A 15055-nucleotide genomic window follows, 5' to 3' on the forward strand; every position below is an offset into this window, starting at 1 on the left:
ATGAAATCGAAGTTAATAGGTTTGTGTTTGTTGATTATTTTCGGTTGTGAATCTGAAGTTGTACAAAAAGAAAGTGCAATTAACACGGATCACTTAGATCACCTTTATGAGGAATATGAGGTGAACGGAGAGCAAATAGGAAGCATTTGGATTTATTGTGAAGCACCAGATTATCATCATGTTACAGATGAAGATGAGGGATATACTTGTGTGGATGATGTAGCAAGGAGTTTGGTGTTATATGTCAATTTGTATAAAGAGTCACCGAGTAAAAAGGTAGAAGAGAAGATTGTCACATTAAGCAATTTTGTACTGAACATGCAAGCTGAGAATGGGTACTTCTATAATTTTGTGTTTCCTGATAAAAGTATTAACAAAACTCATCAAAATAGTGTCGCGGAAGCAAACTGGTGGTCATGGAGGGCCTTTTGGGCATTGTCAGAAGTAGCAAGTTTGGATGATTCCGTATTTTCTGAGTTGAAGGAAGAAGCGCTGAGCTCAATGAAGAGATTACTTCCATTGATGATGGAAATTTGTGCCAATAAAGAGGAAGTGTTTACTACAGAAGGAATTGTGACACCGACTTGTGTGAAAGATATCGGCGGAGATCAATTAGCACTTTTAATGATTGGTCTTTCGAATTTTTATGAGCTTGAGCCATCTGAGGAGTTAAAACAGAAGTTGGAAGAATTTGGTGGCATTTTGGAGGGTTTACAATTAGGTGATGAGGAGGAATTTCCTTACTTCGCATCGATGAGCTGGCAGAATATCTGGCATGCTTGGGGAAACTCACAAGCCTATGCGATGTTGAAAGTTGGGCGATTGTTGGAAAATGAAACCATGATAAAAGCAGGCCAAAGAGAAGTGGAATATTTTATACCGCATTATTTGAAAGAAAAACCATCTTTTTTCAAATTGGCAAAATCTGAGGATGGTTACGAAGTAATGGAAACGGAAGCTTTTCCGCAGATTGCTTATAATTTGAGGCCAATGATTTATGCAGCACTAGAAGCCTATGAGGTTAACAAGAATCCTAGTTATAAAAAGATTGCAATCGACCTTGGGAATTGGTATCTGGGAGATAATCAAGCCAATCAACAAATGTATGATCCGAAGACAGGAATCACATTTGATGGGATTATTTCCATGACGGAAGTGAATAAAAATTCCGGAGCTGAATCCACGATCGAGGCATTATTAGCATTGCAGGCGATATCAAAGTATCCAGAAATTTGGAATGAAGTAAAAATGAACTTAACTAATTAATTATGGCAAATGTAAAATTTGAACAAGTCACAAAAAGTTATGGAAAAGTTCAAGCGATACAACCTGTAAGCTTTGAAGTAAAAGACAAAGAGTTTATGGTATTGGTGGGACCATCGGGATGTGGTAAATCAACCTTGTTGCGTATGATTGCTGGCCTAGAAGATATTACGTCAGGAAAGATAAGTATTGATAATACCATTGTTAATGATCTATCCCCGAAAGATAGAGATATTTCTATAGTCTTCCAGAATTATGCGCTTTATCCGCATATGACTGCTTATGATAATATGGCATTTGGGTTAAAGATTAGAGGGCTGAAAAAAGCAGAGATTAAGGAGAAAGTGATGGCAGCCGCTAAGGTTTTAGATATTGAAGATTTATTGGATCGAAAACCGAAAGCCATGTCAGGTGGTCAGCGTCAGCGAATTGCCATAGGAAGAGCCATAGTAAGAAATCCTAAGGTATTCCTCTTCGATGAACCGTTAAGTAACTTAGATGCACAGCTAAGAGGCCAGATGAGATTGGAAATAGCATCACTTCACAAAAGATTGGAAGCAACGATGGTTTATGTAACCCACGATCAAGTAGAAGCGATGACGTTGGGTGATAGAATCATTGTTCTTAATAAAGGGGTTATTCAGCAAATAGATACTCCCCAGAATCTATACAATCATCCAGCGAATAAATTTGTAGCAGGATTCATTGGCTCGCCAACGATGAACTTCATCGAAGGGAAAGTAGTGGACGATAATGGGATTGCAAGTTTTATCTCGAATGATGGAGTCATTAGGATAGAGGTAAAAGATAAGATTCGTGATCTTGAGCATACGGAGGTTATTCTTGGTATTAGACCAGAGCACATCTACTCTCTGCCTACGAATATCGATGCTCCTGTGAAATTCACAACCACTGTTAAATGGACGGAATTACTAGGGCACGATGGATTTGCTTTTTTTGAAATAAACGGTGTGCAGATATCCGCTAGGTTGGTTGCTGAAGAGTTATTGAATCCGCCTTTCGAAAGAGAGCTTTACATTGATAGGGAGAAGATCCATTTTTTTGATAAAGTTAGCGGTGTAGCGATAGGATAGTGAAAATTAACCTATCAGATAGACAAAGGACGTCAGATATTGACAGTTGAAACTTAGTCCCATAGGAGCTTGGGCTTCAGCCCGAGAAAAAGAAATCCGTTTTGTTTAAATCTGCGAGCAATTTTGTTTTAAGATTTTAGGAAAGATAGGTGAAATTGTATTATACCTATTCTACCAATAAAGATGAGGTGTCGCACCTCTGGCGCTTAAATTAACTTGGTGTATTGGGTGCTACAAAGGTAACGTCCCTCTGGGACTAGGTTCTCTTTTTTAACATTCTTGTTGAAAAATGAAAGTTGACCATTAGACTGATATAGGAGCTTGGGTTTTAACCCTAGAAAAAGAAATCCGTCTTGTTTAAAATCTGCGAGAATCCGCGTAATCTGCGGGCAACTTTGCTTGTTACTAGTTTTAGGTTTTCAGGAAAGTCTTGCACTAAAGTACATTGTCCATTGATTTTATAAATATCATTGCTGATTCTCTCATCAGACATTGACAATGAAAACTAGGTGCCCATAGGAACTTGGGCTTCAGCCCGAGAAAAAGAAATCCGTCTTGTTTAAATCTGCGAGAATCCGCGTAATCTGCGGGCAACTTTGCTTGTTAATAGTTTTAGGTTTTCAGGAAAGTCTTGCACTAAAGTACATTGTCCATTGATTTTATAAATATCATTGCTGATTCTCTCATCTGACATTGACAATGAAAACTAGATGCCAATAGGAACTTGGGCTTCAGCCCGAGAAAAAGAAATCTGTTTTAAAATCTGCGAGAATCCGCGTAATCTGCGGGCAACTTTGTTTGTTACTCGTTTTAAGTTTTCAGGAAAGTCTTTCACTAAAGTACGAGGTCCATTGATGTTATGAAATTCAAGGTTTATTTCTTTATCAAATTAGAAATTTACAGTTAAAAATTAATGCTCATAGGAGCTTGGGCTTCAGCCCGAGAAAAAGATATTCGTCTTATTTAAAATCTGCGAGAATCCGCGGGCAATTTAGTTTTTAGGAAAGATAGGTGAAAATGTATTATGCCTATTCTACCAATAAAGATAAGGTGTCGCACCTCTGGCGCTTAAATTAACTTGGTGTATTGGGTGCTACAAAGGTAACGTCCCTCTGGGACTAGGTTCTCTTTTTTAACATTCTTGTTGAAAAATGAAAGTTGACCATTAGACTGATATAGGAGCTTGGGCTTCAGCCCGAGAAAAAGAAATCCGTCTTGTTTAAATCTGCGAGAATCCGCGTAATCTGCGGGCAACTTTGCTTGTTACTAGTTTTAGGTTTTCAGGAAAGTCTTGCACTAAAGTACATTGTCCATTGATTTTATAAATATCATTGCTGATTCTCTCATCTGACATTGACAATGAAAACTAGATGCTCATACGGCCTTGGTTTTTAACCCGAGAAAAATTAGCCTAATCGTCCTTTTCAAAAAAAGCAACACTTCCTCCCACCCATTCTTTGTTCTTATTATACTTGACACCAACCATCTCCCCCTTAGTTAATCGAGCAAGATTACACACAATATCAAACTTGCCAGTCTCACTATTTAATACTGACATCATTCTGATTTCGCACTTGGCAGGTTCATCTTTCGTCTCTATGATAGATTTGTAAGAAACTTTTCGCTGAATAATATAGTTGCTTCTGTCAGATATTCCATCTAATAAATCCTTACTTAAATGCAAGTTGACTCCAGAGCCAGCAAAGGAAAATAAGGGTTTAAGTACAAATTGGTCTAAATCTTCCGGATATTCTTCTAATTGATCCAGATAGTATGATTCTGGAACATAATCACTTTTAAGTAAAGGAAGAGAATGTTTAGAGATTCTGAAAAACCAAGTGGGATGACCGATCCACTCTACATCCACTTCATCGCTGAATCGAAAAGACCTTTTCAAATCACTACGTTGATTTAATTCGTCAAAAATAACTCTATTGAAAATTTTCAAGATCTTAATTTTTCTACCTTCTGCATTCAAGTAGAATAACCCTTTTCCTTCTTTGATTAATTCAGTGATACACAATTCTTTGATGCCGATCATTTTCTCAGCGCAAAGGAAATCAATTCGGGTAGTCTGTGTTTCAGGCTCTATTTCTAATAAAACAACTTGCTCAGCTGGCGTGTCGCCTACGATTTCTTTTTGTAATAAATCGATGTATTCTTTTGTTGTTAGATTCTGCGGAAAGATAGAAAGTTGTGGGTCTAATTTAAAATGCTTTTGATACATCGAACCCAATAATTCTTGATAGAAGTACAATGAAGGAAACCCTTGGAGCTCAATTAATTGAGGACTCAGCACACCATGTTCATCTTCACAAATCCCAAAATCTAATTGAATAAATCGACATGGCTTTTCGTACAAAGGCATGTTCAAAGAAGGATGATTTAGCGCACTTTTCGAAGCTTCCATAAACTCAGAAGAACTTACTTGGGTAAGTATTTCGGAACATGCTTGCAATAACTTTTCTTTGAAAATCCGATCTACAAATATTGGTGTCTCAGAAATCCTAAATGGTGGTGTATGATTAACACTCTCGCTAATATCCTTTAAAAACTCATTATATTTTTCTCCTGAAAATTGGGTGTTAAATAACTCTCTATATCTCCTTATCATAGTAATTGCAGTTCTTCCTTACAAGTTTTAATGGAAGTTAAGCAATTTCTTATAAACTGAGGTAGTATTGTGTCTTGAGTCAATTTTATTTTATCTGGATCGTCAAGCTGAGCCAACGTTTGCTCATATTTTTCCAAGTCGAAATTTCTGATAATTTTGTTTTTATTATCCTCTATTTTCAAATGATTCTTCATTCCTTCTGCATCTGCTTCAGGATGAAATTGTGTCCCCACCATTTCAGGAGTAAATCTAATCGCCATAATCGCTCTTTCATATTCCACATGCGTTCTGATTTTCTCTAAACTTAGAATTCGGGCACCCATTTTTCTAAACTTAGGAACAATAGGTTGCACAACTTGCCAATCCCTAGAATCAACTGCGTAGTAAGGATCAGGAAGTCCTTCTAAAATAGGATCTGTTCTGCCCGATTTCGTTTTATGAATAGGCAATACTCCGAAAGAAGTAGATTTTCGCTTGGTTACTTTGCTCAATTTTAAGTGATCACACATCAACTGATATGAATAACAAATAAAAAACATGTGTTTCTTATCATCTTGATTACTTAGATTAAAAGCTAGTAAATTATCAACTAATTCAAAATATGGTTTTCTCCATTTACCCTTTTCTAATGGGCTTCCAGGACCACCGCTAGAAATATAAATGTCGTAGCTCAAGTCAGGCACTTCGTTCTTTGCCCTGACATCGAATATTTCCCATTCTACTTCATTATCAAATCTTTTTACGATTTCTCTAATACATCGTAGACCTTGGTTCTGAACTTGATTATTCATATCCAGAATCGCTACTTTAGGTTTCATTTGTCTCATTACTGTATTTCTCATTTCATGCACTTAAACATCAAAGCGCGCTAATTGATTCGTAATCAATAATTTATTGATCTAAATCATTTCTTAGGTGCTCTCTTTGCTGGTGCTTTTTTTGCAACTGGAGTCTTAGCCGCGGCTTTACTAGTAGCTGTTTTCGTCGGTGTTTTTTTAGCTGGCGTCTTCGTTGCAGTACTTGCTGTCTTTTTACTTGCCACTCGTTTAGCAGGAGCTTTTTTAACAACAGGTTTCACTTCTGCTACTTTCTCTACTGTTTCAACTGCTTTTTTAGCAACTGCTTTTACTACTGGAGCTTTCTTAACAGGTACTTTTTTGACTGGAGCCTTTTTAACAGGCGCTTTCTTAGCTACTGCTTTTTTCGCTGGAGTTCTTTTTACAGGTGCTTTCTTGGCAGGTGCAGGTTGTGTCGGGAATTGATCCTTTACAAAAGTACCCCACGTCAAATTAACCTTACCAGGCTTAAATTCCTTCGCTTTTTCAATGGCCATATTTGCCGCATTCTCTACAATCCATTCGAAATTTGCTTCACCTACAGACTTCACATCAGCATCTGGCGCTGGATTGCAAAAATCAATTGCGTATGGTATTCCGTCTCTAATCGCAAATTCTACTGTATTGAAATCATAACCAAGTGCTTGATTTAGCCTTATACAATAGTCTTTTACTTTATCTAAGATTTCTTGTGCAACGGGTGCACCATCATGTACATATCTTAGATGATGCTCATTTCTAGGCTCGTATTGCATTATGTGAACATTCGTTCCTCCTAGAACATAACATCTGAAGTATTCTGTGAAATCTATTTCTTCTTGAAGCAACATCACTAACTGTCCAGTCTCCGCATGTTTGTTGAACAAATCTTGTGCATCATTGACTTTATAAACATGTTTCCATCCTCCACCATCATGTGGTTTCATATAAGCAGGAAACCCTACATATTCGAAGTTTTTGTCCCAACCGTATGGAAACTTCAAGTTTCTAAATGAATTTTCTGACGTATCATCTGGTCTTTCATATGATGGCAATATGACTGTCTTCGGAACAGGTACGCCTACACTTTCTGCGATGGCATTATTGAAAAATTTCTCATCCGCACTCCACCAGAATGGATTATTGATCACTGCCGTTCCTGACATCGCTGCATTCTTAAGAAAAGCTCTATAAAATGGAACGTCTTGAGAGATTCTGTCGATAATAACTGCATATTCTGAAGGTGCAGCTTGTTGAACCATATCAATGGTTACTGATTCTGCAACAATATCTTTAATCCCTTTAGAATTTACTCTATCGATAAATGCTTGTGGAAAGCTTTCTTCTCTTCCGTATAAAATTCCTATTTTTTTCATTGCTCTTATTTTATAAAGTTGATAAATAATGTGGAAACATCTCTCGCCAGATTGGCCAATCGTGCTTCGCCCATTTTCTAAGATCATACCAGTGAGGAATGTTCTTATGATTTAATATGCCAGATAATTCTTGGTTAGACGCAAGGCAAATATCCCATTCTCCGACTCCAAGAACAATTTTCATCTTCCATAAATCAGGATGGTTACTATCTGGAAGAAAATCAACTGGATTATTGTAATATACATTATCATCATAGTATCCATCCATGAATGATTTAATATTGAAAGATCCACTCATGCTGAATAAATGGCTAACCTTTTCTGGGTGTCTAAAAGCAAAATTAGCTGCTTGATAACCACCGAAACTTGGACCAGCCACAGCAACCTTTGGTATTTTCTTTTCATGGCAAATTGCATTGACCACTTCTTCTAAAATAAATGAATCATACCACATGTGGTTTTTGACTCGATCTGCAGGATGTATGGTTTTGTCATACCAACTAAGATTAGTTACCGAATCAGGGCAGTATATTTGTACTAATCCTTCATCTAAAAACCACTTGACAGAATCGATGAGCAACATATCTTTGCATTCATTATGTCGACCTAATGTGGTCGGAAATAAGATGACAGGATATCCGGCATGACCGAACACAAGCATCTCTATTTCTTTACTAAGTGTGGGAGAATACCACTTTTTATATTCTTCTTTCATATTTGCTTAAAAGTTCAACTAAACAACGCAAAGTTCGACTATCTTGCGATAAATTAATAAGGTATATGCTCTTATTTTTATATAGGGTATTTTCGTAACATATTAATAGTTGTTTTTCAGTTTATTGGAATTATATTCGTCATGGTATGAGAAATCTAATAATGTTCTTTTTTATGCTTATTGCTGGGTTATGGTCATTAAATGCCCAAGTAGATACTCAATATATCGAAATTATCCCTAGAAATAAAACAATTCAGTTTCATACGACACTTAAAGATTTAAGTGTGAAAATTAATCACGCTAATGTAACGGAGACTTTATTTCGGAACCATAATTGGAGTACAGGCCTATACTTCAAGAGAAATCTGCTAGAACTTTTCTTCGCACTACCTTTGATCGGCATTGATAATTATACGATAGATGAAAAGCAAACTTTTGGTACTGGTTTTGGTCTAAATTTTTATCCAAGTAAAATTCATGTGAACTATAATTTCAAGTTAGTTATGGGTTATGAAAGCCTAGATAACGTCTTGGATAAAGGTCTAGATTTAAGGTATCTGAACAACTACTTTGTTTTTAATAGAGTCAATGTGCACTATGTTTTAAATAGTGAAAGATGGTCATTAAAGTCTGCGCTTAGATTTAATGATAAGCAATTAACATCAGCGGGATCTTTCATTTTATATGCTCCGGCATCATATCATAATATGCGCGTTAACACATTAAACTTAATTGCCGAAGAACGCTTTGAGCTTCACAATTATCAAAGATTTTCTATTGGAGGTGGAGTAGGGTATGGATATACTCAAGTGATAGATCAGCTTAATATTTCTTTGATTGCAAAAACGGGATTAGATATTCGTTATTCAAAATGGGGAAATGAGAAGTTAGGTTCGGATTTATCGCTTCTGCCTAATTTTAATGTAATATCCTCGGTGGTCTATGATACCGGTCAATATTTTATTGGGATCAATTATAATTTTTATCCTGAATATGATTACGGAAATGGATATAATGTCGTGGTTGAAAATTGGAAGATGAGACTTTATGCAGGAAGAAGGTTCTTTAAATGAAAAAGGCTCCGAAATTTCTTTCAGAGCCTTATCGTTTTATTTATCTAATCCTCCCTTATCTGCTAATTCAGGATTCAGTAGATCATAAAATTGATTTAATTTAGGAAGTAAAATAATTCGTGTACGTCTATTTATAGAGCGTCCTGCCTCTGTAGCATTATCTGCTAACGTGTTGTATTCGCCTCTTCCAGCTGCAATTAATTTATTCGGATCAATTCCAAAATTATTCTGAAGCGTTCTTACCACTGCGGTAGATCTTTTCACAGACAAATCCCAGTTGTCTTTTATACATTGGGTGTTGATCGGATTAGAATCTGTATAACCTTCCACCATAACTTCTAGTTCCGGTCTAGATTTTATGATTTGTGCTATCTTTTCTAACACTTCATTTGCTCTATCACTTATTTCTGCACTTCCACTTTTATAAAGCATTTTATCAGAAAGGTTAATAAATACAACAGTTTTGTCTACCTGTACGTCTATATCTTCATCTAGAATTCCTTTAGCAAGAACACTTTTTAGGTTGACGGCCAATGCAAGATTGAGAGAATCCGTTTTGTTTTTGGCTAGATTTAGAAGCGAAATGTATTTATCTTTTTGTTCAAGTTGCTTTATGGTATTTCCCACGTTATCATTTGCAGTTTTCGATAAAACGGTTAAGTCCCCAACTTGTGTCATTTGTAGATCTCGTTGGTTCTTAAGATCCTTAATTTGAAGATTTAGATTCTCATTAATGTTTTTTTCTGCATCAATTTGACTTGCTAAATTATTTTGTTCTGCTAATGCAAGAGCTATTGCCTTATCCTTTTCAGATATTTTCTTGTTGCAATCTTGAACTCTATTCTGGTAGGCTCGAGCTTCATTAGTTCTGTCTTCTAATTCTCGCTCTAACAAGACAAATTTCTTTTTAGAAACACAAGAAGTAAAAAATGTTCCCATGATAAGCATAAATAGAAAAAATTTTAAAGTTTTCATTTTTGTCTGATTTAGTATTTTTTAGTAAATGGTTTAAATAATCCTACCGCTTTAAATATTGTCTTCCTCTTGTAATATTTCCTTGAAATGTCTTGTGGACCCAAATTTTTATTCTTGGCAGGTGACAATGTATCAGCTGTAATAATTCGTATAAACGTTAGAGATATATAGAAAAATTCACGGGTTTAGTTAAGAATATAGTTAAAGTTTTAATTAGGCTATTTGGTTAAACCAATGGGATATCGAATGCTCCGATTGAATAGGTAGTCGAATATTTTTTATGAGAGATAGAATCTTTGATTTTCACAAGAAACGTTGGAAGTAAAATGATCTGCTTTTACTTATAGTGGATAATTATCAATCGAAAGCTTAATGATAAAAGGTGAGTTTTTATTTTTTTTAGAAGATAGGATGCAATGTAACACTGGAATATTCGAAGTATTATTTAGTAGGTTCTATTGAAGGGAAGAAAATTGCTATGTTTAAGAAGGTATTATAAATTACAAAAGCCGTCCAAAAATGGACAGCTTTTGTCTTGCGGTGAGAGGGGGATTCGAACCCCCGGTACCGTCTCCAGTACGTCAGTTTAGCAAACTGGTGGTTTCAGCCACTCACCCACCTCACCGTGTTGCTTTTTTTCTTAAGCGATGCAAATATATAGTTTTATTCAAAATATTGCTTTATTCTTTATTATTTTTTAAAATATCTAATTTCGCGGTCAAATTTATATGAATGGAAAATGTTAAAGAACTAGAGGCATTATTGAACCTTGAGCAGATCGAAGTCAATATTTTTAGAGGACAAAATTTTATGTCTCCATGGAAAAGAGTGTTTGGAGGACAGGTACTAGCACAATCTGTTAACGCAGCATACCGAACCGTACCTGAAGATCGGTTTTTACATTCTATGCATGCTTATTTTATTTTGGCTGGAGATATAAGTATGCCTATCGTATATGAAGTGGATGTAGTTCGTGATGGTGGAAGCTTTACTACGCGAAGAGTTGTAGCGATACAGAAAGGAAGACCTATCTTTATAATGGCTGCCTCCTTTCAGCTAAAACAAGATGGATTCGAGCATCAGATTACAATGCCTGATGTTACTAAGCCAGAAAATTTAATATCTGATCATGAGATCATTGAATCAATTAAAGAAACATTTCCTAAAGCATATGCCGCATATAATCATGATCGCCCTATAGAATTTAGGCCTGTTGAAAATTATGGCCCATTACTCCAAAAAAATAGTGAACCATTCCAACACATTTGGTTCAGAGCAAAAGGTGATGTCGGACCTAAATTATCTAAGCATCATGAGATTTTAGCCTACGCAAGTGATTATAACTTGTTAACAACCGCTACTTTACCTCACAGAGAAGTATTGAATCATGAAAAAAGCTTCTTAGCAAGTTTGGACCATGCCATGTGGATTCACCAAGAATTTGATATTTCGCAGTGGCATTTATACTCATTAGATAGTCCAAGTGCCTCTAATTCAAGGGGTTTTACTAGAGGGAATATTTTCAGTCAAGACGGTAGATTAGTTGCCTCAGTTGTTCAAGAAGGACTCATGAGAGTGGTCAAATAAATTATTTTAATTTTTTTTTTTCACATATTGAATTAAATGTTAATGTGTAAGACTGTGAATTGTAAATGAATGCGATACATTTAATTTTTCCTATACATATAGGGCTCTTTTTCAGGTAGGTTAAGCATTTGAAAATTTAAAAATTGTGTTAATTTTGAGTGTTTATTTATTGTTTTAACCAACTCAATCTCATGAATAAAATTTTTACAATTAAGGCGCTATGCCTGAGTTTTTTAACCGTTATGTTGTCGTTGACTTCGATAACCCAATCTAACGCACAGTGCGATGTTTCAGCATGTATCGGCAACCTTAATACATCACTTGATACGAGTGGATGTATTGTTGTGGTTACACCTGACATGGTAGTAAATGCAATTACAGCACCAGATGAGTGTCCTAATTTAACAGTAGAAATTACTGGATTAGAGTTTGATACTATTTTTAGTGTTGGTACATATGAGTATAAAGTGCTTAATTCTGACAATGGTAACCAATGCTGGGGAAACATTGTTGTTGAGGATAAATTAGCACCTTTTATCACTTGTCCTATTGATTTAACAATTGATTGTAGTGAAGATACTTCACCAGAAAATCTAGCTTTACTTATTGAAGAGTTAGAAGATGAAGAAGAAATACTCCAAGATGCCCTAGTTTTAGGTGGGTATGATGGTCCAGCGAATGCACTTGCATGGGGAGTTGGAATAGTAGAATGCTCTGAGTATAATCTATCATACAGAGATGTATTTAAACAAGGTGGCTGTGATGGAGATACTATATACAGAGTATTTACTGCAACAGATGAGTTTGGCAGAACTTCAACTTGTACACAGCAAATATATTTAGAAATTGAAACATTAGATGATTTAACATTGCCTAATGATTTTACTTGCTTAGAAATTAATGAAGCAGATTGTCCAGATAGAGTGGAAGCTTATGGAACTGTAGATATTTCTTTCCCTCTTTCATGTGATGGAGCAGGTACAGAATGGAATGTTTTAGAAAATGGTCATCCTTCTCCCTACGATAAATTAGATGAAAATGGCGAAGTTGTAGCTATTGGTACTGGAGTAGTAGGAGGCCAAGGATGTGGAACTTTACAAGCAGGCTATAATGATATCAGAATAGCAACATGTCTAGATGAATTTAATCAGCCATGTGATATGAACTCTCCAAGTTTTAAAGTAGTAAGACAATGGAAGATATTAGACTGGTGTACAGGGGCAGTAATAGAGCACAACCAAATCATAAAAGTATTAGATACAGTAGCACCAGAATTTGTAGCATTACCAGATGTAACAATCGGAACTTCATTATGGGATTGTAGTGCAGAGTATACCTTACCAGTAGCAGAAACAACTGATAATTGTTCAGCAACAATCACAAGAAGTTATACCTCATCAGTAGGTACAGTCTTAAATGGTAAGTTATACATATCTGATAATGCCAAAACAATGAATGGCGATACAGCAGAAGTATATGTGTCATATTCAGATTGTTGTTCTAACATATCAATAGATACCTTTAAAATAGTAGTAATAGATAATGTACCTCCAGTACCCGTAGTAGATGCGCATACTGTAGTATCATTATCAGAATACAATTCAGAAGGCTTAGCTAAAATCTATGTAGAGACCTTTAATGAAGGCTCATACGATAACTGTGGACCAGTATCACAGGGAATCAGAAGAATGAGTGGAACATGCACTGGCTATAGTGAAGAAGATGATACAGGGAAATACTTTGACTTTATCCACTTCTGTTGTAAAGATGTAGGAAAGACAATCATGGTAGAATACCAAGTATGTGATGATGCAGACATGGATGGTGAGTACGGCACAGCAGGAGATTTGTGTAATACAGCAATGATCGAAGTAGAAGTACAAGATAAGTTAGCACCAGCATGTTATGTACCAGGCCCAACAAGTATAGATTGTATCGAGTTTGCAGCGTTAAGCAACTTGGTAAATGATGGAAACTTGAGTGGATCAGAAAAAGAACAGATAGATGCATTATTTGGAGCAGCGGATGGCGCAGCATCATGTAAGACAAAAATCGATCAAGCATTAACAAGTACAGAAGATTGTGGCTTAGGATCAGTAACAAGAACAGTAACTGTAACGAACACAAATAACGGACTAGTAAGTACCTGTGAGCAAACGATCACAATCACAGCAAATCCAGATATCAATTTCTTAGTATGTGAAGACATCAGCTTCCCAGCAGGAAGTTTAGAGCAGCAAGCATTTGCAGCAGCAGGAATAACAGACGTATGGTGTGAGACAAATCCAAAGAACATAGGAGATGTAGTAGATGAAGGAGCAGATTTACCAGCCATCGAAGTAATGGAGTGTGCAGGAGTAAATATAACAGCACCGGTAATTGATTATGATAACTTATGTTCAGAAGTAGGAGTAAAATTGACATTAGATACTTTTGATTTTGCAGGAGGCGGATGTAAGAAAATCTTAGCACAATGGGAGATTATCGATCAGTGTCAGTTCCAAGAGAACTTTGAGATCAATGGAGAAGTAAATCCATTTGTAGCAGAGAATGGTTACTTTGAATTATATGTAGAATATGATTTATTTGATACAGAAGGACCAGTAATTACATGCGGCGAAGGATTCAATGCAGAGTGTGATGGAAGTTTAACAGGTGTATTAACAGCAACAGCGACAGATAATTGTACAGAAGCAAGTTACTTCGGATGGAGCTGGAAATTTGATATCGGAGGCGACGGCACAGTAGAGCACACAGGCGAAGGCGACGAAATCACACCATCAGACCTAGGAATGACAGCATTCCCAGATGGTGGTCATATCGTTACATGGATCGTAAGCGATGGTTGTGGTAACTTAACTTCAATGGATTGTCCATTAGGTTTTGATATCGTAGATACAAAAGCACCTACACCTTACTGTTTAGATGGTTTATCATCAGCAGTGATGTTAGAGAATGGCGTATCAATGTGGGCATCAGACTTTGATGCAGGATCATTTGATAACTGTGGCGAAGTATTCGTAACGATGGTACCTGTATCAGATATCGAAGGCTTAACAGATGCAGAAGCATATGCACTTTCATTGAATAAAGTAATGAACATCGTAACAGGCAAAGAAGAGTATGGCTGGAACTTCACATGTGAATACATACCGAATGGTGTATCAGCAACAATCGATGTAAGAATATATGTAACGGATGAAAGTGGCAATACAGATTACTGTACAGCAAGCTTTAGATTACAAGATAACTTAGGTGGATGTGATGATGTAGCAGGAGGAAACTTAATGTTAGCAGGAAATATAGCAACTTCTAAAGATCAGATGGTAAGTGAAGTAGAAGTAGAAGCAATGGCAGCAAGTCCAGAGTTTCCAAAATACACAACTACAGATGCAGATGGAAACTATGCATTCACAGGGAATCCAGAAGATTACAACTATGAGATCACTTCTGCAAAGAATGATGATTATACAAATGGTGTAACAACTTTAGATTTAATCTTGATTCAGAAGCACTTACTAAACATTCAGAGAATTGAGAATG

Annotated in this window: 10 protein-coding genes and 1 tRNA gene; 5 read left to right on the forward strand and 6 right to left on the reverse strand. The window is 36.2% G+C overall.

Going from position 1 to position 15055, the window contains the following annotated elements; genetic code table 11:
* Both L2586_RS16285 and L2586_RS16290 read left to right on the forward strand, forming a co-directional pair.
* Positions 1-1266 carry a hypothetical protein gene (locus tag L2586_RS16285; RefSeq protein ID WP_235293993.1) on the forward strand — a complete coding sequence of 422 codons (1266 nt, stop codon included), beginning with the start codon at positions 1-3 and terminating at the stop codon, positions 1264-1266.
* Positions 1267-1268: 2 nt separating this feature from the next.
* Positions 1269-2357, forward strand: coding sequence for an ABC transporter ATP-binding protein (locus L2586_RS16290; RefSeq protein WP_235293994.1), 1089 nt, complete (start codon positions 1269-1271; stop codon positions 2355-2357).
* Positions 2358-3768: 1411 nt separating this feature from the next.
* Here L2586_RS16290 and L2586_RS16295 read toward each other — a convergent pair.
* From L2586_RS16295 to L2586_RS16310, 4 genes are all read right to left on the reverse strand, one after another.
* Positions 3769-4971, reverse strand: a complete 1203-nt coding sequence (locus L2586_RS16295; RefSeq protein WP_235293995.1) for a hypothetical protein — start codon at positions 4969-4971, stop codon at positions 3769-3771.
* On the reverse strand, positions 4968-5813 hold the full coding sequence (locus L2586_RS16300; protein WP_235293996.1) for a type 1 glutamine amidotransferase: 846 nt from the start codon (positions 5811-5813) through the stop codon (positions 4968-4970). The genes L2586_RS16295 and L2586_RS16300 overlap by 4 nt, the downstream gene beginning before the upstream one ends.
* A gap of 62 nt (positions 5814-5875) precedes the next feature.
* On the reverse strand, positions 5876-7162 hold the full coding sequence (locus tag L2586_RS16305) for a hypothetical protein (protein WP_235293997.1): 1287 nt from the start codon (positions 7160-7162) through the stop codon (positions 5876-5878).
* A gap of 10 nt (positions 7163-7172) precedes the next feature.
* Entirely contained in the window at positions 7173-7877 is a 705-nt protein-coding gene (locus tag L2586_RS16310; RefSeq protein ID WP_235293998.1) for an esterase family protein, read from the reverse strand.
* 146 nt (positions 7878-8023) lie between these two features.
* On the opposite strand from L2586_RS16310, the gene L2586_RS16315 reads away from it, so the two are divergent.
* On the forward strand, positions 8024-8950 hold the full coding sequence (locus L2586_RS16315) for a DUF4421 family protein (RefSeq protein ID WP_235293999.1): 927 nt from the start codon (positions 8024-8026) through the stop codon (positions 8948-8950).
* Positions 8951-8986: 36 nt separating this feature from the next.
* On the opposite strand, the gene L2586_RS16320 is transcribed toward L2586_RS16315, so the two are convergent.
* Entirely contained in the window at positions 8987-9925 is a 939-nt protein-coding gene (locus L2586_RS16320; RefSeq protein ID WP_235294000.1) for an OmpA/MotB family protein, read from the reverse strand.
* A 538-nt stretch (positions 9926-10463) separates the two neighbouring features.
* Positions 10464-10550 (reverse strand) — tRNA-Ser (locus L2586_RS16325).
* A gap of 107 nt (positions 10551-10657) precedes the next feature.
* Here L2586_RS16325 and L2586_RS16330 point away from each other — a divergent pair.
* Together L2586_RS16330 and L2586_RS16335 are read left to right on the forward strand one after the other, a co-directional pair.
* Positions 10658-11512: an acyl-CoA thioesterase gene (locus tag L2586_RS16330; protein ID WP_235294001.1), complete on the forward strand. Its 855-nt coding sequence runs from the start codon at positions 10658-10660 to the stop codon at positions 11510-11512.
* A 191-nt stretch (positions 11513-11703) separates the two neighbouring features.
* The coding region (locus L2586_RS16335; protein WP_235294002.1) for a hypothetical protein at positions 11704-15055 on the forward strand (3352 nt) is incomplete at its 3' end.

The organism is Portibacter lacus (genome assembly GCF_021533215.1).
Lineage (GTDB): Bacteria > Bacteroidota > Bacteroidia > Chitinophagales > Saprospiraceae > Portibacter > Portibacter lacus.

Coding starts and splice junctions, on each gene's coding strand:
- L2586_RS16300 (WP_235293996.1), bottom strand. CDS start 5,813: ATGAGAAATACAGTAATGAGACAAATGAAACCTAAAGTAGCGATTCTG.
- L2586_RS16330 (WP_235294001.1), top strand. CDS start 10,658: ATGGAAAATGTTAAAGAACTAGAGGCATTATTGAACCTTGAGCAGATC.
- L2586_RS16315 (WP_235293999.1), top strand. CDS start 8,024: ATGAGAAATCTAATAATGTTCTTTTTTATGCTTATTGCTGGGTTATGG.
- L2586_RS16320 (WP_235294000.1), bottom strand. CDS start 9,925: ATGAAAACTTTAAAATTTTTTCTATTTATGCTTATCATGGGAACATTT.
- L2586_RS16295 (WP_235293995.1), bottom strand. CDS start 4,971: ATGATAAGGAGATATAGAGAGTTATTTAACACCCAATTTTCAGGAGAA.
- L2586_RS16290 (WP_235293994.1), top strand. CDS start 1,269: ATGGCAAATGTAAAATTTGAACAAGTCACAAAAAGTTATGGAAAAGTT.
- L2586_RS16310 (WP_235293998.1), bottom strand. CDS start 7,877: ATGAAAGAAGAATATAAAAAGTGGTATTCTCCCACACTTAGTAAAGAA.
- L2586_RS16305 (WP_235293997.1), bottom strand. CDS start 7,162: ATGAAAAAAATAGGAATTTTATACGGAAGAGAAGAAAGCTTTCCACAA.
- L2586_RS16285 (WP_235293993.1), top strand. CDS start 1: ATGAAATCGAAGTTAATAGGTTTGTGTTTGTTGATTATTTTCGGTTGT.